Source organism: Streptomyces sp. NPDC055254, assembly GCF_053606025.1.
Genome location: NZ_JBSGQV010000030.1, coordinates 56,350 through 77,702 on the forward strand (window position 1 = coordinate 56,350; position 21,353 = coordinate 77,702).

Genomic DNA, 21,353 nt, shown 5'->3' on the forward strand with positions numbered 1-21,353 from the left:
CCGCGGCCCCGGACCCGCGTGGCGATCATCAACGGCGGACACCACAATAGGATGGCCAAGGAAGCGGATCGATGGACGCAGGTGACCGCCCATGTGCCGATGGCTCGCCTATTCGGGAACGCCCCTGCTGCTCGACACCATCCTGTACAAACCGGCCCATTCGCTGATCGACCAGAGTCTGCACTCCAAACTGGGCGTGGAGACGACCAACGGCGACGGGTTCGGCGTCGGGTGGTACACGCACGACATCGCCACCCCGGCGCTTCTCAGGGATGTCGGCCCCGCCTGGAACAACCGCAATCTGCGGGAGCTCGCGGACCACGTGACCTCGCCGCTGTTCTTCGCCCACATCCGGGCCTCGACGGGTACGGCGGTGCAGCAGTCGAACTGCCACCCGTTCCGGCACGGCCGTTGGATGTTCATGCACAACGGCGCCATCTCCGGCTTCCACCTCATGCGCCGGGACCTCACCCTGCTCGTCGATCCTGCCCTGTACGCCGACATCGGGGGGACCACGGACTCCGAGGTGTTGTTCTACCTGGCCCTCACCTTCGGCCTGGAACAGGACCCGCCGGCCGCCATCGCCCGGATGGTGGGCGCCGTGGAGCGCGCCGGGCACGAGCACGGGGTGGAGTACCCGCTCCAGATGACGGTGGCCGTGACCGACGGCGAGAAGGTGTGGGCCTTCCGCTACTCCAGCCAGGGCTCTTCCCGCTCGCTGTTCTACAGCAGCAAGGTGGAGACGCTGCGCAGGCTGCACCCCGACATGGCCTTCCTGCGGGAAGTGTCCGACGAGACGCGCCTCATCGTGTCCGAGCCGCTCGGCGACCTGCCGGGCGCCTGGAACGAGGTGCCCGAGAGCAGCTACGGCGTCGTGCAGCCCGGCGGTGACGAGATGCACTCCTTCGCCCCGGAGTTCGTGTGATCGACCCCGCGGTGGCCGAGCGTCAGAGGTCGAAGCGGGCGCGGCGCTCCTCGGGCACCAGGTCCACGTACTCGGGGTGCTTGGCGATCCAGCCCCGGATGAAGGGGCAGTACGGCAGGACGTCCAGCCCGCGCGCCCGCACGTCGTCGAGGGCCCCGCGGGCGAGCAGCCCGCCCAGTCCCCGACCGGCGAAGGCCGGGGCGGTCTCGGTGTGGGTGAAGGCGATCTCCCCCTCCGCGAGGGTGTACGCGGCGAAGCCCGCCGTCCCGGTGCCGTCCGCACCGGCGAGGATCTCGTACCGGGACAGGTCGGGGCGGTCCACCACGCGGGGTTCCATGAGTGCTCCTGTCAGCGGCCGTTCAGGTGTGTCAGTAGATGATCCACCGCCGCGCCCCGGCCTCGCGCCGGGGGTCACCGCTCGGCCGGTGGTGACGCGGCAGCGCACCGCCGGAGGCGATGGTCGGCGGGCGCCGCGCGTCACACTCCGCCCCGCCAGATGTTGTCGAAGGCGGCCTCGTCGATGGCGCGCCGTTGCCGTACCGAACCCAGTTCCAGCACGGCGTCGTTGACGGCGGCCAGGACGGCCGCCACCGTGTCGTCGGCCACGTCCGGGGAGTCCTCGGTCCGCTCGCCGGGGACCCCGGCGGCCTCCGCGAGGGCGGCGAGTACGGGGTCGTCGGAGTTCCAGCGGTCCACGGCCCGGCGGCGGTCGGGCGTATCGGCGGGCGCCGGGGCGCCGGCCCGGAAGGAGATGCCGCGGCGGCGTTCGCGCACGAGCTGTCCTTCCGTCTCCAACGCGGCCCGGTAGACCGCGGCCAGGCTCCGGCCGCGGCGCCACAGCCAGTCGGCGACCGACTCGTGGGGGGCCTCGCGCACGAGCGCCGCGAGCGCCTCGGCCAGCAGCGGATCGGCCGGCGCCGGCCGGTCGGCCGGCACGATGCGGTCGGCCGGCACGATGCGGTCGGCCGGCACGATGCGGTCGCCGTCCAGCCGGACGGCCCCGGCGGCGAGGAGGTCGATCACCTCGGCGCCCGCGAGGGCGAGCGACAGGTCGCCGTCCTCAACGGAGCGCTCGGCCCCCCTGTCCATGGCGACGATCAACAAGTCCCGCGATGTGGTCATGAAGGGTCGGCCGTCCGATCCGTCCGCAGTGTGGACACCTCTGAGCACGTCGGGCGCTCCCGCGCGAGCTTACGGAGTGCGGGCGGCGACCGCACGCGTAACGCCGGGGCGCGGCCGGCCTCCGCCCCGCGAGGCCCCCGGCCGTTGCCCGGCCGGCGGGTCAGCAGCGGGGGCAGGCGTCGCGGATCACGCGCCAGGTGAAGGTGGCGGAGCCCGAGGACCCCGCGGCGTCCGTGGCGGTGACGGTGACGGTCCGGGTTCCGCTGCCGCGCAGAATGCCGGTGATCAGGCCGGTCGAGGCGTTGATCGAGGCGCCCGTGGGCAGGTTGACCGCCGACCAGGCGTACGGGGCGACGCCCCCGCCGGCCGTCAGCTGGAGGTACGCGCCGTCGTACTGGTAGTCGACCTGGTTGCCCGGGTTGGCCACGATCGGGGCGGCGGCCACCGTACGGATCAACGGGCCGGCGGCGCTCTGCGCCGGCGCGGCGAAGGACGGGGTGCCCGGTGCGGCCAGGACGGCCGCGAGGCCGAGGGCCAGTGCGGCCAGACGGCGCGGGGCGCGCGTGGATGTGCTCAACGGAACCTCCGAACTCGGCGGAGGACACCGGCGGTCCGGTACGCGTTCCGGACGCCGCCATCCCCCGTACTGGATGGGTGTTCGAGGTGCGATGGGGCGTCGGAAGCATAAGGGGCGCCCGCCGCCGCGTCGATGGCGCCCCGGAACGGCGGCTCCCGCGCCCCGGCGCGCCGCGCCACCTCCGGGGAGTCCTCCGCGGCAAGGCGCTCGGCGACGAGCCCCTCCGCGTCCGGGTGCCGGCCTCCCTCACGGAGGAGGTGGCGCAGCTGCTCCTCGGTGACCTCCTCCCCCGCCACCAGGCCGAGAACGTCGAACCCGCGGCCCATCCAGCACCCAGCCGGGCCAACCCGCCTGCTCCTGGGCCTTCTTGACATTCGCCTGGCTGCACCGGTTCAAACGACTCCGCACCCGCTACGAGCGACGTGCCGATCTCCACCAGGGCTTGCTCGAACTGGCCTGCGGCCTGAGCTGCATCCGACGTCTTTCCAGCGTCCCAGAGTGATCGGCTAGGAGTCGGAGCGCAGCCCCAGGGCGCTGTGCTGAATCAGGCCAGCTGGAGCATCGGGACCCGACTCCCGACGCGTCAACTCGACCAACTTCGAACGGAGGTGTTTCGCCGGCTCGCCAAGCACGATGGCGCTGATCACCAACTCGAGCATGGCGCAGTCGTAGGCATCGTCCGTTCCTCGATAACGTTCGGCGTCACGTTCGACTACGGCACTGTCGATTCGCCATCCACCACCATCAACGGTCGCGAAGGTCGCTGCGAAGGTTCCGCTACCAGTCCAGCTTCGGTGCAGGAAGATGACCTCGCCCTCCGCGAAGACGTCCCACTTCTCGTCCATGTCCCGCGACGCATAGCCGAGCTGGATCCGCTTCCAGTCTTCATCTGACCAGATCCGCTGAGGCAGCTCCGGCATCGACTGAGGAGCTGATATCGGCTGGATACGACCGGAGAATGTGGACCGGGTTACGCGTTCGTCAGCAGGCATGGAGTGATCCTACGGACGAAGCCGGGTGTCCCAGCATCCGGTCCCTCACGGACCTCATTGTGAAACGCCCTCTATGGTGCGCGGGTTCCGGGAATCCTGAGGCATCGGATGGGGGACCCCATGCGTAAGGTCGGTCGCTTCGGAGTATTGAAAGGCTGGTTCACGGCCTTGGGAACGTAGGTACGGCGGTCGGTGCCCGCGCCGTTGAGGCCATGGATCCCGGGGAGGGCCGGCGAGGAGTCCGAGTTGCATGTCGCCGGCCCATTCTGGTCCGCTACCGTTCAGGCGGATCAAGGGGGCCGGCGTCAGCTTGGCCGGCGGATTTTCCACGGTTGGAAATGTTCGCGCAGCCGCTTCTAGGGGTTGCGACCCGTGGCGCCGCGGGAGGCGTACCAGTTCCAGGCATACTCAAAGGCTGCGGTGGCGATGAGCACCATCAGGACAGGCCAATACCATGCAAGGTCCAGGAGTACGGCCGCGATCAATACCGCGAAGAAGACAACCCCACCACGGCCTTTTCGCTGACGGCTCGTGCACGAGAATCCTGACGATAGTGCCCGGTACACCCGGGGATGGCGGCGGAGCGAAGGCTACCGCCGCCGTCCTGCCGGAGTGGCCTTTGCTCAGGCATCGGGCGGGTGCCGGCAGGGGACACAGCCCTGTCGCGGCCGGGAGGTCGGACCGCACCCCGGCTCCGAGCCCCTACCCACCTCACCCCGTCCCATGGCCGCGCTCGGCAAGCCCTCTGCGGACGCCCGCCCGGCGCGCGCCGGGCGGGCCGTTGGTCCCGGAGGTCGACGGGATCACGGGCTCCGTCCCGCCCTCGCAGGAAATGCGCCGGGCTCAGTTGGTCTGGTAGGAGCCGTAGTAGTCGACGATCAGGTCGATGCTCTCCCAGCCCTGGTTCCAGTAGGTGATGCCCTTGCCGGGGCGTACCTGGGTGAGGTTCGCGACGGTCCGATCCGCTGTCCAGTTCAGGGCGGAGGAGGTGGGGCGTTCCTGGGGGGTCGGCGCGACGGGTCCGTTCGAGGTGGTGACCGAGAGGAAGCCCGGGCCGCTCGTGTTGGTTACCGTGGTGTTCAGGACGTAGGCCTCGATGTGCCGGAGGTCTACCTCGTAGGGCACGTGGTGGACGTCGCGCGCCGCGACCGGCCGGCCACTCTGCCTGGTGTCGAACTGCCGGCCCGGGTATTGAGACACAAAGGTGGCGCCACTGTCGGGGGTGTAGTAGCCGTTGATGTCGATGACGACGTCGGTGGGCTTCCAGGACCCGTTGCGGACGACGATCTCGCCGTCGCGGCCCACGGGCACGATGACGGAGTTGGCGACGGTCTGGCCCGCGGTGAAGTTCAGGTTCGACGTGGTCGGCGTCTGCTGGTCGCTGGGGTGGACGGTCAGGTGGCCCGCCTCGCGCGGGTTGGTGACCGTGATGTTCAGGGATACGGCCGTGGCACCTCGGGGCACTCCGTTCGCGCCGCCTATCTGCATCCTCAGGGAGCCTTGCCCGGCGAGTTGACGCTTGGCCGCGCCGAGTCCCTGACGGGTGTCGACGATCCGCGCCGGCGACAGCGAGACATAGCCGCTGGACGGCGATGTGCTGAAGTAGCCGGTGACGTCTGCGATCAGGTCGACGGATCCCCAACCCTCGTTGATCAGTGTGATGTCGCCGTGCCTGTTGACCGGCACGACGGCCAGGTTCGCCACGGTCTCACCCTGGGCGTAGTTGATGACGGACGAGTACGAGGGGTGCACGCTGCCCGGGGCACTGATGTGACCGGCGCCTACGGCGTTGGTCGCGGTGAGGTTGACGACGACATGGGTGACGCTGTCGGGAATCGAACCCCGGCCCCTGACCCGCACCGTGGCGGCATCGTCCGGGTGGACCTTGCTCCGCTCCTCGCCGAGGCCCTCGCGCGTGTCCAGCAGGCGCAGCGGGGAGTGGGGGGTGAAGTCCGAACCCGCCGTCGTCATGACCACCTTGTTGACGTACCGCGCGCCGCTCGCCGGGTCAGTCGCGGTCACCGTGACCGCGTACTCGCCGACCTCCGCGTACTTGTGCACCTTGTCCACGTATCCCGAGCCGTCGAAGGCGAGCGTGTCCTGGCCGCCGTCGCCCCAGGCGAAGGTGACATCGAGCGGAACGCCACCGCTCTCGATGTCCGCGCGCAGCACGACGTCGTGGGCACTCGTGGGCCAGCCGTCCAGGTGGATCGAGGGTGTCTCCTCGGCCTTCGTGATCTTCTGGTCGGCCGCGTCCGGGCGGCCAGGGGTCGTACGGTCGGCGGGGCTGGTGAAGATCGGTTCCCGCGTCGGGTTCGCCACCGTGTCGGCCTGAGGTGCCGTGATGCCTCCTCGGAGCCCCGGTGCCGGCGGCTCGGCCGCCAGCACCGGGACCGGCATGAGGCTGACACCGGCCGCGACAGCGGCCGCGGAAACGATGAGTCGGCGACGAGACACCGGCCCTCCCCCACTACTTCGAACAGATCATCTAGAGTCCGCTCAGCGTACTGCCCCAGCGGGATCGCAGCTGTTCGGGAGAGCGTCAAACTCCGATCGCACCCCGTGGACCACGTAGAGCGCGCTCCTGGCCAACCGAAGCGCTCAGGGGCGAACTGACAGCTGAGTGCTGTGGTCGGCCCGTCCGGCCGACCACAGCACGAGCGGGCGGCCCCGACTCCAGCTGCCGACGCCAACCGACAGCAACCGACAGCAACCGACTGGGGAACGAAGAGCCGCCCCGGGGGAACTTCGAGATCCGCCTCAGGACACGAAGCTGTACGGCCGTGCACGCGTGCGCTCGGAGCTCAGGCCGCCGCCCGGGTGGGGCGGTCAATCCGGTCATCACCCGCACGTTCCGCAACACCCTTCGTGCCGCCGACGCGGCACCGACCCGGGGCGGCGCCTCGGCCGAAATACAGTCGGACATCGGCGAATTGGCCGGAAATATTTGGTCAATTTGGTGACATGGGCACTGATGTTTCATCATCGTGACTGCGCGTCAGTTGTCGACGCGCTTCGAGGAGGCGGGGGCGCCGGGGGGTCCCCCGTTCACACCGGCCGATCCCGCAGGCGAGTTCGCTCTCGCCGCGCGCCGCGGTGGCTCCCGTCCCGTTCCCGTCACCAAGGCAAAGGCCCATGTCCGCCCAGCAACTCTCGGACCTCATACGTTTCGCCCGCCGCAACTCACCCTTCTACCGCGACCTCTACGCGTCCCTGCCGCCCGACGCCGACCGCCTCACCGACCTGCCGGTGGTCGACCAGCGGGAGTTCTGGGCGGCCAACTCCCTGCACGACAGCCGGGTACTGACCGGCCCGCTCAGCGAAGCCACGGTCTACCAGACCGGCGGCACCACCGGGTCCCCCAAGTTCTCCGTCTACACCCGCGACGAGTGGCGCACCTTCGTCACCTCCTTCGGCCAGGGCCTCGTGGACTCGGGCCTGCGGCCGGGACACCGCGTCGCCGACCTCTTCTACGCGGGAGAGCTGTACGCGAGCTTCCTCTTCGTCCTCGACTCGCTCTCCCACGCGCCCGTGGACAACGTCCGGCTGCCCATCGGCGGCGGCGCCCCGCTGGAGTCGACGATCCCCACGCTGCACGACCTCGGCGCCGAGGTACTGGCCGGCACGCCCACCACCCTGTGCCGGCTCGCCGAGCGGACCGTCTCCCGTGGTGTCCGGCTCGACTCGGTGGAACTGCTCCTCTTCGGCGGCGAGGCCCTGTTCGACGACCAACGGCGCCTGTTGGCAACGGCGTTCCCCCGCGCCGCGATCCGTTCCGTCGGATACGCGAGCGTGGACGCCGGCCTGCTGGGGCGTCCCGTACCCGGTCCCGACGCTCGGGTGCACCGGGCCTTCACCCCGTACTCGGTCGTCGAGATCCTCGACGACTCCACCGACGAGCCCGTCACCGAACCGGGGCGACCCGGGCGGGTCGTCGTCACCAGCCTCTTCCGCCGCCTGATGCCGATCATCCGCTACCCCGCGGGCGACCGGGCCGAATGGACCGGCACCGGGCCCGGGCACTTCCGGATCCTCGGCCGCGCCGAGGAGGGCGTACGGGTGGGCCCGGTCTCCCTCTACACCCAGGACGCCCAGGACGCCGTCGCCGCTGCGGACACCGCGGGGCTCGTGGTCGGCACGCAGCTCGTCGTCCGCCGCTGGGACGGCCGCGACGGGCTGGTCCTGCGGCTGGCGACGGCCCCGGGCAGCGGGACCTCCGGCGGCTCCGGGCCCGGCGGCGCCGAGCAAGCGGCCGACCGGGAGGACCTGGCCAAGGCCGTGATCGCGGAGCTGGAGGCCGTACGGCCGCTGTATCCGGACAGTGTGCGCGCCGGGTTCGTGCACCCGCTGACCGTGGAGTGGGCGCGCCATCGCGATCTCGCCGTCAATCCGCGCTCGGGCAAACTCGTCCGGGTCCTCGACGAGAGGCCGACGGCGTGAGCGCCCCGCCCGTGCACCCCGCCGCAACCGGCGCGGCGGCCGGGACGAGCACCGAGTCCGACGCCCGGTCCGCCACCGACACCCGGCCCGACGCAGACACCCGGCCCGGCATCGACACCCGACCCCACGCCGACGCCGACACCCACGCCGACGCCGACGCCGACACCCGGCCCGACGCCGGAACCCGGTCCGACGCCCGGTCCGGGCCCGGCACCGGCGTTGCCGCCGGTGGCCGCCGCGCGCCGCTCGTCCTGCGCAACCGCGCCTTCGCCGCCGTGTGGCTCGGCCAGGTCCTCGCACAGGCCGCCGTCCGCATGTTCCAGGTCGGCGTGTCCTGGTGGATCGTCTCCCACGCCGTGCGCGACGCCCCCGGCCTGGCCTCCGGGCTGTTCATGGCCGTCTGCACGCTGCCCGCCGTCGCACTGGCTCCCGTCGTGGCGGCCACCGTCGCCCGGTTCGCCCACCGTTCGGTGCTGTGGACCACGGCCGGCCTGGCCGGGACCGCCTCGGTCGCCCTCGCGCTGTGGGCGCACGACGGCGGCCCGCCGCTCACCGCCGTGTACGCCATCGCCCTCGCCCTGGCCACCTGCCAGGCGTTCTTCGACCCGTGCCTGACCACCTCGGTGCCCGAACTCGTCGACGACGCCGACATCGAGACGGCCACCGGCTTCGAGCTGTCCACCCAGTCCCTGGCCGGTCTCGGCGGAGCGCTGCTCGGCGCCCTGACCGTCGACCGGGCCGGTGTGACCGGGCTGGCCGCAGGCTGCGCGGCCGCCTACCTCGGCGCGGCGCTGCTCGTCGCGAGCGCCCGCTTCCGCACCGCCCCGCGGACGTCCTCGCCCGTGGCGGCACCGGGGGCCGGGAAGCGCACGCTCCGCGCCGTCCTCGGCGAACTGCCCTACGTACGGCGGATCCTGATCTGCTTCACCGCCGCGAACCTCTTCACCGCCGCCGTGTTCGTCGTCATCCCCCTCTACACTCGCTCGGTCCTCTCCGGCGGAGGCGCCACCGTGGCCCTGCTGGAGGCCTCGCTGGGCGCCGGCGCACTCGTCGGAGCCTTCACCGGGACCCGGCTCCCGGGGCGGCCCGCGGTCTCCGGCGCCTGCTGCCTCGGCCTGATGGCCTTCGCCCTGGCGCTGCCCGGACTTCTCGCTCACCGCCCGGTCGTCGCGGGCAGTCTGGCCGTGGCCGGCTGGTGCGCCGGGGCCGTCAGCGTCCGCTTCGTGGCCCTGTTCCAGCGGCTGGTGCCGACCGAGGACAAGCCCGCCTTCTTCGCCGTGATGCAGGCCGTACTCGGCGCCTCCCTGCCCGTGGCATCCCTGGTCTTCGGCACCGCCGGCGATGTCCTGTCGCCCCGGACCCTGTGCCTGGTGCAGGGCATCGGCCTGGTCCCCGCCGCCTGCGCACTGGCGCTGCTCGGCTCCCGTACCCCCGAGCCCGCCGGAGGCGAGCGGTGAACGCCGTCATCACCGCGGCGGCTCCCGGTGACATCGCCGAGCTGCGCCAGCTCTACTACGCCGTCTACGGACCGCACTACCCGGTGGCCCTCGGCACCGACCCCGCCGAGATGGCCCGGCTCATCGAGGACCCGCATTCCCTGTGGCTCGTCGGCCGCTGCGCCGCCACCGGGGCCCTGACGGCCTCCGCCGCCATCCATGGTGAGGCGGGCAGCCGCATCGGCCGCCTGGAGGGCATCGCCGTACACCCCGGGCACCGCTCGGCCGGTCTGGCCGCCGCCCTGACCCAGGCCCTGTGCGCCGGGATGCTGGACACGGGCCGGCTGGACTCGGTGTACGCGACGGTGCGGACCGTCAGCGCCGGTCCGCAGCGGGTCGTCGCGCGCAACGGTTTCCGCCCGCTGGGCATCCTGCCCAACGCGGTGGATCTCCGCAGCCGCGAGAGCCTGGCTCTCTACGCGCGTCACTCCGCCGGCGTGCTCGACCGCCGGATGCCCGTCACCGACGTACCCGCCCCGCTGCTGCCGCTGCTGCGCACCGCCGAAGCCGCTCTGGGCATCGGCTACCCCGGCGTCCGGGCCGCCGCGGCCCCGCTCCCGGCGCCCGCGCCCCCGGGGGGCGTCGAACGGCTGGAGATGATCGAGGCACCGGCCTTCGTGCGCCGCCGTTTCCGCGAGCGGTTCCCCGGCGCCGAGGGCTGGTTCTACCCGCTGCACACACCGAACGTCCTGCTCACGCCCGAGGACGGCCGGTTCGAGGTCTACGCCTACCTCAACCGGGCCGGCGGCTACTGCTCCCTGCTGACCGCCCATCCCGACCCGGCGGCCGCGGCCGCGTACCTCGAACCGGTCACCCGGACCCTGGCGCGCGCCGGCGCCGGCTACGTCGAGGCCCTGGTGCCGCTCGCACACCAGGAGGCCCTCTCCGCCTTCCTGGCCCAGGGGTTCGTCGCCGGCGCCCTCTACCCGGCGATGCGCGCGGACGGAGACGGCTTCCACGACTACGCCGTCCTGTCCCGTTCCGGCGAGCGGATCGACTTCCGCGGCGTCGCCGTCGAACCGCCCCTCCAGCCCTATCTGGACTGCTACGTGTCGGCCTGGGCGTCCACGCACCTGCCCACTTCATCCGAGGTTGCCCCATGAACCCCCATCTCGCGCCGGTCGCCGTGCCCGACCCGGCCCTCCTCCCGCACGTCCAGCGACTGTGCGACCTGACCGATCCGTACGCCCACGGGCCCGCGGCGGACGAGCTGTTCGCCGCCGCCATGGCGGAGAGCAACGCGTGGCACGCCGAGCGCTCCCCCTTCTTCCGCTCCCTGTACGAGGCCACTCCCCCGGCCGAGCCGTACCGCGCGCCGCTCGTCCACGCGAACTTCTTCAAGCGGCACGAGGTGCTCTCCGTCCCGCGCGAGGACGTCGAGCTGCACCTGACCTCCTCCGGCACCACCGGCCAGAAGTCGCAGATGTTCTTCGACCACTGGACCATCCGCTCGGCCCAGCGCATGGTCGCCCGGATCTTCGAGCGCAACGGCTGGATCACCCCCGAGCAGGAGGTCAACTACCTCCTCTACAGCTACGAGCCGTCCCCCTCCCTGAACCTGGGGACCGCCTTCACCGACAACTACCTGTGCGACTTCGCCCCGGCGCGCAGCGTCGCGTACGCGCTGCGCAACACCGGCGGCGACCACGAGTTCGACCCCTTCGGCTGCATCGCCGCGCTCCGCCGGTTCGAACGGGAGGACGCGCCGGTCCGCATCCTCGGCTTCCCGGCCTTCCTCTTCTTCACCCTGGAGCGGATGCGGGCCATGGGACTGCCGCCGCTGCGCCTGCCCGAGGGCTCGCTGGTCGTCCTCGGCGGCGGCTGGAAGGGGCACGCCGACCGGCGGATCGGCAAGGAGGAGCTGTACGCGCGCGTCACCGAACAACTCGGTGTCCCGGGTGAGCGGATCCGCGACACCTTCGGGTCGGTGGAGCACTGCATCCCGTACATCGAGTGCGACCACCACCGGCTGCACGCCCCCGTCTGGTCCCGCGTGACGATCCGCTCCACCCGCACGCTCGAACCGCTGCCCTACGGGGAGCCGGGCTACCTGCACCTCGTGTCGCCGTACATCACCTCGGTACCGGCGCAGAGCGTGGTCATGGGCGACCTCGCCTCCCTGCGGCCGGGCGACGCCTGCGGCTGCGCGCTGGAAACCCCGTGGTTCACCGTCCACGGCCGGGCCGGGGTGAGCAAGAACCGCAGCTGCGCGGTGGCCGCCGCCGAACTGATGAAGGGCATGGCATGACCAGCACCGTCCACGGGCACGACCGCGGCGACGCCGCGCACCACTACTGGCAGGGCGCCTTCATCGGTGACGAGGAGGCCGGACGCCGGCTCGCCGGCCTGGCGGACGCCGCCCCGGCCGCGCTCGCCGAACCCCTGGAGACCGAGACCGTCCTGGCTGCCTGCGACGCCCTCTCCAGGGCTCTGCGCGACCCCGCCCACCCCGTGCGGGCCAGGCTCGTAGCGCACCTGCCCGAAGGGGAGGACCCGGCCGCCCTGACCGAGCTCGGCGACCTCCTCTCCCGCCGGGAGCTGACCCGCAAGCTGCGCCGCGAACTCGGCGGCGCGGCGCCCGGCCGGCTGAACCGGGCGGATCCGCGCGAGAGCGTCTACGAAGCGTGGGCGCCCGTCGGCCTGGTGGCCCACATCGCCCCCGGCAACTCCGCGACGGTCGCGCCGCTGAGCATCGTCGAGGGCCTGCTCGCCGGAAATGTCAACGTCCTCAAGACCAGCGGCGCCGACACCCTCCTGACCCAGCACCTGATGGCCGAACTCGCGGGTCTGGACCCCAGCGGCGCCCTGGCCGAACGGATCGTCGTCCTGCGCTTCCCGTCCTCCCGGCAGGAGTGGCTGCGCCTGATGTGCGCGCCGGCGGACGCCGTCGCCGTATGGGGCGGCGAAGGCGCGGTCGACGGGGTGGCGGCCCATGTGCCGGCCGGCTGCCGGCTGGTGGTGTGGGGGCACCGGATCTCCTTCGCCTACCTGACGGGCGACGCCTGGTCGGACACCGGCACGCTCGACGCACTCGCGGACGACGTGTGCCGGTACGAGCAGCAGGCGTGCTCCAGCCCCCAGGTGGTCTACCTCGACACCGCGGACGAGGCCGAGGTGTTCGCCTTCGCGGAGCGCTTCGCCACCGTCCTCGCGACCCGGCCGCCGGCCGTGCCCGCCGCCTCGGCGCAGGCGCCGGACCCCGCCGAGGAGGCCGAGGTGACCACCACCGAGTTGGTGGCCCGGCTGGAGGAACACCTCGGCCTGACCCGGGTGTTCGCCGCGCCCGACGGGTCGTGGCGGGTCATGGCCGACATCCGGTCCCCGCTCGCCGCCTCGCCGCTGCGGCGCAGCGTGTGGGTCAAACCGCTGCCCCGTGAGCGGCTGATCACCACCTTGCGTCCGATGCGGCGCTACCTCCAGACGGCGGGCCTCGCGGGCAGCCGCACCGACATCGCCGAGCTGTCCCGCACCGTCCTGGCCGCCGGCGTCACCCGCGTCACCCCCGTCGGCGCCATGCTGGAGAGCTATTCCGGCGAGCCGCACGACGGCGTCTACGCCCTCCAGCGCTACAGCCGCCGCGTGGCTGTCCGGGCGGACCCGGCGCGCTTCGCGACCACCGCGTGCCTGGACGACCTGGCCCGGCCCGTCGTCCTGCCGCGGCCCTCGGGGCCGCTGCTGGGCAAGGAGGACGTACAGGAGCTGGGCGCCACCCTCGCACGCGCCGATGCCGAGCTGTACTTCCGCAGCGGCGGCAGCACCGGCGCGCCCGCGCTGTCCGTCTTCAGCTACGACGACTACGACACCCAGATGCACGCCGCGGCCCGCGGCCTGCTCGCCGCCGGCTACGACCCGGTCGGGGACCGCACCGCCAACCTCTTCTACTCGGGCGGCATGTACGGCAGTTTCATCAGCTTCTTCTCCGTACTGGAACGGCTCGGCGGGGTGCAGCTGCCGCTGTCCGCCGGCCCGGACCACCGCGCCACGGCCCGGGCCCTGATCGAGCACGGGGCGGACACCCTCTTCGGCATGCCCTCCTACGTGTGGCAGCTGCTGCACGCGGAGGCGGACGCGCTGCGCGCGTACGGCGGCCTGCGCAAGGTGTTCTACGGCGGCGAGCACTTCACGCAGGAGCAGCAGCGCACACTTAAGGACGACTTCGGCATCGAGGTCGTCCGCTCGATCACCTACGGCAGCACCGACCTCGGGCCGCTGGGCTACCAGTGCACCGAGAGCTCCGGCGGGGTCCACCACCTGCACGCAGACCTCCACACACTGGAGATCCTGGACCTGGCCGAGGACCGGCCGGTGCTCCCGGGCGGTACGGGCCGACTGGTCTTCACCACGCACGCCCGGCGCGGTCAGCGGCTGGGCCGGTACGTGATCGGCGACCTGGGGCGGGAGGTCCCGGGCCGCTGCCCCTGCGGCCGGCACGCGCCCCGCTTCGAGCTGCTGGGGCGCACCGGTGACGTGATGCGGGTGGCGACGCACTTCCTGCACCACCGCCGCTTCCTGGACCTGGCGGAGGAACGGGGGGGCCACCGGGGCGAGTTGCAGGTCCGGCTCGACGGTACCGACGCGCGCGAGCGGCTGACCGTACGGGTGGAGCGGACCGGGGCGACGGATCCGGGGCGGCTGCGGGAGGTCTTCCTCGCCGGATACCCGGAGCTCCGCTCGGCGGTGGCGGAAGGGCTGCTGGACCTGGCGGTCGAGGCGGTCGAAGGTGCCTCGCTGGACCGCAGTCCGACCAGCGGCAAGCTCCTCGCGGTGGTGGACGCGCGCCGGTAGCGGCGCCCGCTTGCGCCGGCCCCGGTCACCGGAGCGGCCTGGTGTCAGGCCGCCCGGGGCCGGCGCAGTGGGTCCACCGCGTGAGCCGCCCGAGCCGAGTGGGTACAACCCCGATGGAGAGGCGTACACCGCACGGTCCCGACGGACCCGCGCACGAGACCTGTGAGGAGCCGCATGCCCGACCCGGACCCCGAACCCGGACCCTTCCCCGACGCGGTGGACGGGCCGATGTACGTCGTCACGGCCGCGGCGGGCGGGCAGCCGGCCGGCTGCCTGGTCGGGTTCGCCTCGCAGTGCTCGATCGAGCCGCCGCGCTTCGTCGTCTGGCTGTCGACCGCCAACCGGACCTACCGCGTCGCGCGTGAGGTCCGCTACCTGACCGTGCACGTCCTGCGCCGCGACCAACGGGCTCTCGCCGAGCTCTTCGGCGCTCGCACCGGCGACGACGTGGACAAGTTCGCCGGCGTCGCGTGGCGGCCCGGGCTGGGGGGCGCTCCCGTGCTGGCCGAGGCGGGCTCCTGGTTCACCGGCCGCGTCGAGGGGGTCGTGGCGGGCGGTGACCACGTGGGGTTCCTGCTCTCGCCGGCCGAGCAGTCGCCGCCCGTTGGCGCTCCGGCGGCCCCGGCGCTGCGGTACTCCGACGTCCGCGACCTGGAGGCCGGCCACCCGGCGTGACGCCCCACCGCCGGAGCGGGGCGACCGGGCGGCCGGGACGGTCCGTTCCGCTCTGCGGGTGCCCGTCAGCGTCCCACGACGGCCCGTACGTTCTCGACGGCGCCGCAGTCGGCCGCCAGCTGCCGCTCGCGTTCCTCCAGGAACGCGGCTCCGAGCTCGGCCCTGCGCTCGTCGGAGACGTTCTCGCGGGCGCCGTTGAGGATCGTCCGCTCCTCCTCGTCCAGGTGGTGGGACACGGCCTTGACCAGGTCCTCCAGCCGGGAGTCCCATGCGTCGGAGCCCACCTCGTCGACTTCGAGCAGCGCCAGCAGGGCCTCATTGGCCTCCGCGTGCTCCTCCGCCCCGTGCTCGACCTCTTCGTCGTCCACGTCCTTGTAGCGCTTCAGGGCGCCGTAGACCTTCGTCTCCTCGGCCTCGCCGTGCGCGATGAGCAGGCCGGAGAAGGTCGCGAGGGCGCCCCCGCGGTCCGCCTCCACGCTCCGCATCCGGCGGAACAGCTCCTCCATGGTGCGATGGTCCTTGAGGATCAACGCCACGACGTCCAGGTCCTGGTGCTGCCGGTCGGCGGCCATCCACGTACCTCCTCGCTCGGGGTCCACTTCCGTCCCCCGACGCGTGCTCGCCGGCGCGCGGTTGAAACCCCCGGCCGCCCCGCGCTTCCCTCGTGGGGCGGCCGCATCCCGGCCGCCCCACGTCGTACGTCGCCCGCTGTCGGCCTCGGCGTCAGCGCGCCGCGCCGAAGTTCTGCGTCCAGTAGTGGCCCGGCTGGGCGAGACCGATGCCGATCTCCTTGTACGAGCAGTCGAGGATGTTCCGCTTGTGGCCGGGGCTGTTCATCCAGCCCTCCATGACCTTCGCGGGGGTGCTGTAGCCGTAGGCGACGTTCTCGCCGTACGTCCTCCACACGTACCCGGCACGGGTGATGCGCCCGCCCGGGTCGGAACCGTCGGAGCCGGTGTGGGACATGTTGCTGTGGGCCGCCATGTCCGCGCTGTGGTCCTGGGCGGCCTTCGTCAGCTTCGCGTTGACGGTGAGGGCCGAGCAGCCGGCGGCGGCGCGCTCCTTGTTGACGAGCGCGAGGACCTCGGCCTGGGCTCCGGAGGGCGCCGGGGTGCCCTCCGGAGCTTCGGGCGCTGCCGTCCCGGCCGGGGGCCGGGCGGGCGCCTGAGGCTTCTGCGGCTTCTGCGGCGCGGGCCGGGTGGTTTCCTCGGCCGGCGCCGCGGGGGGCTGGACCACCGGCTGCGCGACGGGTTCCACCGGGGTCGCCGGGGGCGCCTCGGTGAGATCGGGTGCGCCGGCCTGGACCGGGGATTCGACGGGCTGCTGGGCGCCCGGGTACCCGAGGAGGGCGTCCTGCCGGTCACGGCCGTCCTGGCGGGCCGCTGAGGGCTGTCCCGAGCCGCTGTCCTGAGGACCCAGGCACGCCATGGCGGCGGTGGGCACGCCCACGATCGCCAGGACTCCGACGGTGATCGCTATCTTCCTGTGGTGCGTCTTCTTACGGTGCTTCTTCATGCGTGACCTCACTCGGTGATCGCGAAGCTCCCGGCGCCGGACCGCGAGGGCGCCGGAGGAGCCGCCATTCTTAGAAGCCCGGCAGCGGCCTGGCAAGCCGCTTCTCCGCAGCCCCACAGGGGTTGCAGCTCCGGCTTGAATCGGCCGGAAGATCGTGCATGCCGTCACCTCGGCGAGAGGGGCGCACGCCTGACACCTCACCAGAACCGTCCCTCACCGGCCACGTTGGCGGGGGGAAAAGCAGAGTCACCAGTTCCGTTTCCGGCGGAGTGAGGCATGTCAACGCCAAACAGGCACAAATGCCGATATGTCGATGGCTCGACGATCACTGCCGGCCCGCCCGGACCCGAGATCGCCCCGTGACGCATGTCACGGTTTCCGACGCAACCGGGCACTGCCGCACCCACCACGGCTGCCCGCATACCGTCACCCCATCCCCTTCTCCCGTACACGTCGCTTTCGCGGCGACGGCCGCGCCACAGGGGCGGCGCCGGTAGGACAACCATTCGCCTTCGGCCGAAGCTTTCGGGCATCCTGACCCCATGAACGCACTACATGCCGGGACACCGGCGGACGATCCGGCACCCGCGGCCCGACTGGCCGCCGTCGCCGCGGCCCTGGCCGACGAGACCCGGGCCGCCATCTGCATGACACTGCTGGAAGGGCGCGCCTGGACGGCGGGCGAGCTGGCTCGGATCACCGCGGTCGCACCGTCCACGATGAGCGGGCATCTGGCCAGGCTGCTCGACGCGGGCCTGTGCGCGACCGAGCGGCAGGGCCGCCACAGCTACGTGCGCATCGCCGACGCGGCGACCGCACGGCTCGTCGACCAGCTCGCCTCGTACGCGATCCCGGACCGGGACGCGGCCCACGCGGTGCCCGTGGTCGCGGCCCCGGACCCGCTGGCCCGCGCGCGGACCTGCTACGACCACTTCGCGGGCCGGTTCGGCATGGCGGTCACCGACGCGATGGAGCGGCGCGGGCTGCTGCGCACGGAGAGCGTGTTCGAGCTGACGGCGGACGGTCTCGCCTGGTGCGCGGAAGTCGGCGTCGACCTCGCCCACGAAGGGCGCCGGCCGACGGCCGGCTCCTGCCTGGACTGGACCGAGCGCCGTCGCCACCTGGGCGGCGTCACCGGGGCCCGGCTGTGCGCGCTGGCCCTCCGCGAGGCCTGGGTGGTACGCCCGGCGGGCGGCGGGCGGGGGCTGGAAGTGACCGGGGCCGGGGAGCGCGCCTTCGGAAACCTGCTCGGGATCGCACCGGACGCCTGGAGCTGACGTCCGCCGAGCAGCCGGGCGAGTGACAACCAGAGCGACAACCAGAGCGACAACCAGAGCGACAACCGGAGCGACGGCTGGAGTGACGGCTGGAGTGACGGCCAAGAAAAATACTTCGGTATACGCCGAAGTATTGTGCCGTAGGGTGAGCCCATGACCTTCCGCACGGGTTCGATACCGCCCCACGTGCTCACGGTCGGCGCCGTCTCCTTCACGGTGTTCGCCTGGGCCTCCGCCTTCGTCTCCATCCGCAGTGCGGGCTCCGCCTACTCCCCCGGGGCCCTTGCCCTCGGCAGGCTGCTGGCCGCCTCGATGGTGCTCGCCGTCCTGCTCCTGGTCCGCCGCCAGGGCCCGCCGCCCCGCGGGGCCCGGCGCGGGATCCTGCTGTCCGGCGTGGTGTGGTTCGGCGGCTACACGGTCGCGCTGAACTGGGGCGAGCGCCTGGTGGACGCGGGCACGGCGTCCCTGCTCGTGAACACGGGCCCGATCCTCATGGCGCTGCTCGCGGCCCGGCTCCTCGGCGAGGCCCTGCCACCGAGGCTGGTGGCGGGAATGGCCGTCTCCTTCGTCGGCGCAGTGGTCGTGGGCCTGTCCATGTCGTCCGGTTCGGGTGGCTCCACCCCGCTGCTCGGCGTCCTTCTCTGCCTGCTCGCGGCGGTGGCCTACGCCACCGGGGTCATCGCGCAGAAGCCCGCGCTCTCCTTCGGGACCCCCCTGCAGATCACCGCCTACAGCTGTATGACGGGGGCCCTGGCCTGCCTGCCGTTCACCGGGCAGCTGGTCTCGGAACTGCCGGGTGCGCCGCTGTCCGCGACCCTGAACATGGTCTACCTGGGCGTGGTACCGACCGCCCTCGCGTTCATGACGTGGACCTACGCCCTGGCGCGCATGCCGGCCGGCAGGCTGGGCGCGACCTCCTACGCCGTCCCGGCCGTCGTCGTACTGCTGAGCTGGGCCCTCCTGGGCGAGGTACCGGCGTGGCTGACCCTCCTCGGCGGGGTCCTGTGCCTGGCCGGAGTGGCGGTGTCGCGGTACGGACCGCGCTCCCCGCGGAGTTCCGTCCGCGGCCCCGGGCTCCGCGCGGGCCGGTCCTCACCTTCCTCCGGGCACGACCGCTCGCCCTCACCCGGATGCCCGGCCCAGTGGGCACGGGGGCCGGCGGGGCCTTGAACTGGGAGCCGGAAAGAGCTCGGAATCCTGGAGGCGTGGTGGCGGCGAAGGCATGGACGCGTGGTGCGGCGAGTGCGGTAGTGGCGGTGGCGGTTCTCGCCGCCGCGGGCTGTTCGAACGGTGGCGGTGACCCGTCCGCCGCCGTGTCGAGCGCCGCGGAGGCCGCGAAGTCGGCCGGCGCCGCGGTCTCGTCGGCCGCCGCCGAGGCCGGGAAGGCCGCCGAGTCCGCCGCAGCCGCCGCGAAGGACAGGCTCGCGGAGGTCAAGGACGGGGTCGACGCCAAGGACCAGGTGTCCTTGGGGGCTCCGGCGACCGACTCCGACGGTCACACCACGGTCCCCGTCACGGTGCGGAACACCGACGACGGGACCAGGTCTTTCGCGGTGCAGGTCGAGTTCAAGGACGAGGGCGGCGGCCTGGTCGACACCGTGGTGGTGACCGTCGCGGACGTGCCGGGCAAGGGCACGGGTCAGGGCTCGGCCCGCAGTACGCGCAAGCTGTCCGGCACGGTGTCGGCCGAGACCGGCAAGGCCCTCCGCCACTGAGTTCGACGCGGTCGGCGCGGAGCGCTCCGTTCGGCGCGGTCGCCTGGCGGAGCGCTCGGGCCGAGGGCCGCGTGCGGCTACTCGTCGTGGTGCACCCAACTCGTGCACAGCGCCCAGATGATGAACACGTCGATCGCGATGATGATCATGGACCACCAGGGCTGGTACGGCAGCCACAGGAAGTTGACGATCACGCTGAGGCCGGCGAGCACGAGGCCCGCGCCCCGGGCCGCGTTCGAGTCCTTGAGCAGGCCCACTCCGGTGGCGATGGCGATGAGCCCGATGACGAGATGGATCCAGCCCCATGCCGTCAGGTCGAATTCGAAGACGTAGTTGCCGATGCGCGCGTAGACGTCGTCCTTGGCGATGGCCGCGATGCCCTGGAAGACGGCGAGGCACCCGGTCACGATGAGGAGGATCGCTGCGAACAGCGTGCCCGTACGTCCCGGCGCGTCGTTGCGGCCGCCGGGGAACAGCGGCGTGTTGCCCGGCGCGGGACCGGTGTTCCAGTCCCCTCCGGTCGGTGTCGGCTGGCCCATGGAATTCACCTCACAGTTGACGGTACGGCCCGGCCGTCCTGCTCCGGATCCGTCGGTGCCGACGCCGCAGGCATCGGCACCCGTACGCAGTCTCGTCCGCCGGACGGGTCCGTGTGATCACCCGAAGCGGGTGGTCTTCGCCCGGCGGGCCGGGGGAAGAAAACGGCCCGGGCCTCAGACGGGGAGCCGGCGCATTTCCAGCACGCGCATGCCCAGTGATTGGAAGCGCGTGAGGAGCCCGTACAGATGGGCCTCGTCCAGGACGGTGCCCAGGAGGAGCGTCTGCTCCGGTACGGGAATCCGGTCGAGCTCGGGGAAGCTCGCCGCGAGTGTGTCCGGTACGACGCCCGAGACGCGGAATTCATAGCGCATGAGGGACCCACTTCTCTCGGAGCCGGGGCGTCGACCGAGGGAGCGAGGGCTTGGTCCGCCGCCGGCCTCTCACCTGCCATCCTCGGTCCCCGCCCGGGGCCGGACATCGCCCGGTACGGGGGAAAGGACGCGCCGGGTGCCGGTCACAGGATGCCGAGGTCCTGGGCACGGTGGACGGCCTCGCTGCGCCGGGTGACCGAGAGCTTGCGGTAGATGCTCTTCAGGTGGGTCTTGACCGTGTTGGCCGAGACGTACAGCTCGGCGGCGATCTCCTCGGTCGACAGCATGTGGGCGGCCTTCCGCAGCACCTCGGTCTCCCGCCGGCTCAAGGATTCCATCACGGGCGGTGGCCCGTCGACCGGCGACGCGGACACCTGTCCCGGGGCGCCGCGGGGCAGCCGGCCGTGCAGCCGGGCCAGCCGCGGGTCGTGACGCAGCATCCGGCGTACCCAGGGACCGCTCTCGACGAACATCCGACGCAGTTCCTCGGGTCTGGCGCACCGCAGTGCCTCGCCCAACCACCGCCGCGCCTGCTCGGTGTCATGGGTCGAGGCCGCGGCCTCCGCCCGGAGCAGGCAGGCCCGGGTTCGTACCGGGGCGGGGAGTGCGGCGTCGGCGTCGCCGCCGCTCGGGGCGCGGGCGCCGCCCGGCAGCCCCGCCAGCGCCTCCTCGGCGCGGTCCGCGTGCCCCGCCGCCAGCAGGGCCCGGGCGCGTGCGACCGCGTGCTCGGGCCGCTCGGACGCCACGGCGTCGAGGACGGCCAGGGCCTCGGCGGCGTCACCGAGTGCCAGGTGCACCGCGGATTCGGCCGCGGCCAGCTCGTCCACCAGCCACGCGGTCGGGCTCGCGGTGGCCGAAGGGGACGCCACGTCCGGGCGGGCCGCGCGGAGGGCCGCGAGCCCGGCCGGGGCGTCCCCTTCGGC

At 72.5% G+C, this 21,353-nt stretch carries 20 protein-coding genes and 1 pseudogene; 11 read left to right on the plus strand and 10 right to left on the minus strand.

What is annotated here, in order from left to right; genetic code table 11:
- Positions 1–91: 91 nt before the first annotated feature.
- A complete protein-coding gene (locus ACWFQ8_RS24445) occupies positions 92–925 on the plus strand; it encodes a class II glutamine amidotransferase (protein ID WP_453788397.1) in 834 nt (277 codons plus the stop codon).
- 22 nt (positions 926–947) lie between these two features.
- On the opposite strand, the gene ACWFQ8_RS24450 is transcribed toward ACWFQ8_RS24445, so the two are convergent.
- The 3 genes from ACWFQ8_RS24450 to ACWFQ8_RS24460 form a co-directional block, all read right to left on the minus strand.
- On the minus strand, positions 948–1,262 hold the full coding sequence (locus ACWFQ8_RS24450; RefSeq protein ID WP_453788398.1) for a GNAT family N-acetyltransferase: 315 nt from the start codon (positions 1,260–1,262) through the stop codon (positions 948–950).
- A gap of 140 nt (positions 1,263–1,402) precedes the next feature.
- Positions 1,403–2,047, minus strand: a complete 645-nt coding sequence (locus ACWFQ8_RS24455) for a GPP34 family phosphoprotein (RefSeq protein WP_453788399.1) — start codon at positions 2,045–2,047, stop codon at positions 1,403–1,405.
- A 160-nt stretch (positions 2,048–2,207) separates the two neighbouring features.
- Positions 2,208–2,624: an Ig domain-containing protein gene (locus tag ACWFQ8_RS24460; RefSeq protein ID WP_453788400.1), complete on the minus strand. Its 417-nt coding sequence runs from the start codon at positions 2,622–2,624 to the stop codon at positions 2,208–2,210.
- A 370-nt stretch (positions 2,625–2,994) separates the two neighbouring features.
- Between ACWFQ8_RS24460 and ACWFQ8_RS24465 the strand changes: the two are divergent.
- A pseudogene (locus ACWFQ8_RS24465) lies at positions 2,995–3,126 on the plus strand (IS5/IS1182 family transposase); the annotation flags it as partial.
- 4 nt (positions 3,127–3,130) lie between these two features.
- Here ACWFQ8_RS24465 and ACWFQ8_RS24470 read toward each other — a convergent pair.
- Complete coding sequence (locus ACWFQ8_RS24470; RefSeq protein WP_453788419.1) at positions 3,131–3,544, minus strand: hypothetical protein; 414 nt, start codon at positions 3,542–3,544, stop codon at positions 3,131–3,133.
- A 915-nt stretch (positions 3,545–4,459) separates the two neighbouring features.
- Positions 4,460–6,073: a PKD domain-containing protein gene (locus tag ACWFQ8_RS24475; RefSeq protein ID WP_453788401.1), complete on the minus strand. Its 1,614-nt coding sequence runs from the start codon at positions 6,071–6,073 to the stop codon at positions 4,460–4,462.
- Between the two features lie 678 nt (positions 6,074–6,751).
- Here ACWFQ8_RS24475 and ACWFQ8_RS24480 point away from each other — a divergent pair.
- The 6 genes from ACWFQ8_RS24480 (at position 6,752) to ACWFQ8_RS24505 (ending at position 15,012) form a co-directional block, all read left to right on the plus strand.
- The gene (locus tag ACWFQ8_RS24480; protein WP_453788402.1) at positions 6,752–8,056 is read left to right on the plus strand and encodes a phenylacetate--CoA ligase family protein; all 1,305 of its coding nucleotides are present in this window, start codon (positions 6,752–6,754) and stop codon (positions 8,054–8,056) included.
- Complete coding sequence (locus ACWFQ8_RS24485; RefSeq protein ID WP_453788403.1) at positions 8,053–9,513, plus strand: MFS transporter; 1,461 nt, start codon at positions 8,053–8,055, stop codon at positions 9,511–9,513. Before ACWFQ8_RS24480 ends, ACWFQ8_RS24485 begins: the two co-directional genes overlap by 4 nt.
- The gene (locus tag ACWFQ8_RS24490) at positions 9,510–10,655 is read left to right on the plus strand and encodes a GNAT family N-acetyltransferase (RefSeq protein WP_453788404.1); all 1,146 of its coding nucleotides are present in this window, start codon (positions 9,510–9,512) and stop codon (positions 10,653–10,655) included. Before ACWFQ8_RS24485 ends, ACWFQ8_RS24490 begins: the two co-directional genes overlap by 4 nt.
- Entirely contained in the window at positions 10,652–11,800 is a 1,149-nt protein-coding gene (locus ACWFQ8_RS24495; RefSeq protein WP_453788405.1) for a LuxE/PaaK family acyltransferase, read from the plus strand. The genes ACWFQ8_RS24490 and ACWFQ8_RS24495 overlap by 4 nt, the downstream gene beginning before the upstream one ends.
- Entirely contained in the window at positions 11,797–14,337 is a 2,541-nt protein-coding gene (locus ACWFQ8_RS24500) for an acyl-CoA reductase (RefSeq protein WP_453788406.1), read from the plus strand. Before ACWFQ8_RS24495 ends, ACWFQ8_RS24500 begins: the two co-directional genes overlap by 4 nt.
- A gap of 174 nt (positions 14,338–14,511) precedes the next feature.
- Positions 14,512–15,012 carry a flavin reductase family protein gene (locus tag ACWFQ8_RS24505; RefSeq protein ID WP_453788407.1) on the plus strand — a complete coding sequence of 167 codons (501 nt, stop codon included), beginning with the start codon at positions 14,512–14,514 and terminating at the stop codon, positions 15,010–15,012.
- 65 nt (positions 15,013–15,077) lie between these two features.
- Here the strand turns inward: ACWFQ8_RS24505 and ACWFQ8_RS24510 are convergent, their stop codons facing one another.
- Both ACWFQ8_RS24510 and ACWFQ8_RS24515 read right to left on the minus strand, forming a co-directional pair.
- The gene (locus tag ACWFQ8_RS24510) at positions 15,078–15,584 is read right to left on the minus strand and encodes a hemerythrin domain-containing protein (protein ID WP_453788408.1); all 507 of its coding nucleotides are present in this window, start codon (positions 15,582–15,584) and stop codon (positions 15,078–15,080) included.
- A 151-nt stretch (positions 15,585–15,735) separates the two neighbouring features.
- Positions 15,736–16,527, minus strand: coding sequence for a CAP domain-containing protein (locus tag ACWFQ8_RS24515; RefSeq protein WP_453788409.1), 792 nt, complete (start codon positions 16,525–16,527; stop codon positions 15,736–15,738).
- Between the two features lie 542 nt (positions 16,528–17,069).
- On the opposite strand from ACWFQ8_RS24515, the gene ACWFQ8_RS24520 reads away from it, so the two are divergent.
- From ACWFQ8_RS24520 to ACWFQ8_RS24530, 3 genes are all read left to right on the plus strand, one after another.
- Positions 17,070–17,804 carry an ArsR/SmtB family transcription factor gene (locus ACWFQ8_RS24520; protein ID WP_453788410.1) on the plus strand — a complete coding sequence of 245 codons (735 nt, stop codon included), beginning with the start codon at positions 17,070–17,072 and terminating at the stop codon, positions 17,802–17,804.
- Between the two features lie 153 nt (positions 17,805–17,957).
- Positions 17,958–18,974, plus strand: coding sequence for a DMT family transporter (locus ACWFQ8_RS24525; protein WP_453788411.1), 1,017 nt, complete (start codon positions 17,958–17,960; stop codon positions 18,972–18,974).
- 86 nt (positions 18,975–19,060) lie between these two features.
- Positions 19,061–19,519: a hypothetical protein gene (locus ACWFQ8_RS24530; RefSeq protein ID WP_453788412.1), complete on the plus strand. Its 459-nt coding sequence runs from the start codon at positions 19,061–19,063 to the stop codon at positions 19,517–19,519.
- A gap of 77 nt (positions 19,520–19,596) precedes the next feature.
- Here the strand turns inward: ACWFQ8_RS24530 and ACWFQ8_RS24535 are convergent, their stop codons facing one another.
- The 3 genes from ACWFQ8_RS24535 to ACWFQ8_RS24545 form a co-directional block, all read right to left on the minus strand.
- Positions 19,597–20,058 carry a DUF7144 family membrane protein gene (locus tag ACWFQ8_RS24535; RefSeq protein ID WP_453788413.1) on the minus strand — a complete coding sequence of 154 codons (462 nt, stop codon included), beginning with the start codon at positions 20,056–20,058 and terminating at the stop codon, positions 19,597–19,599.
- 174 nt (positions 20,059–20,232) lie between these two features.
- Positions 20,233–20,430, minus strand: a complete 198-nt coding sequence (locus ACWFQ8_RS24540; protein WP_453788414.1) for a hypothetical protein — start codon at positions 20,428–20,430, stop codon at positions 20,233–20,235.
- Positions 20,431–20,573: 143 nt separating this feature from the next.
- Positions 20,574–21,353 (minus strand): LuxR C-terminal-related transcriptional regulator (locus tag ACWFQ8_RS24545; protein WP_453788415.1); only part of this gene is annotated, 780 nt, incomplete at its 5' end.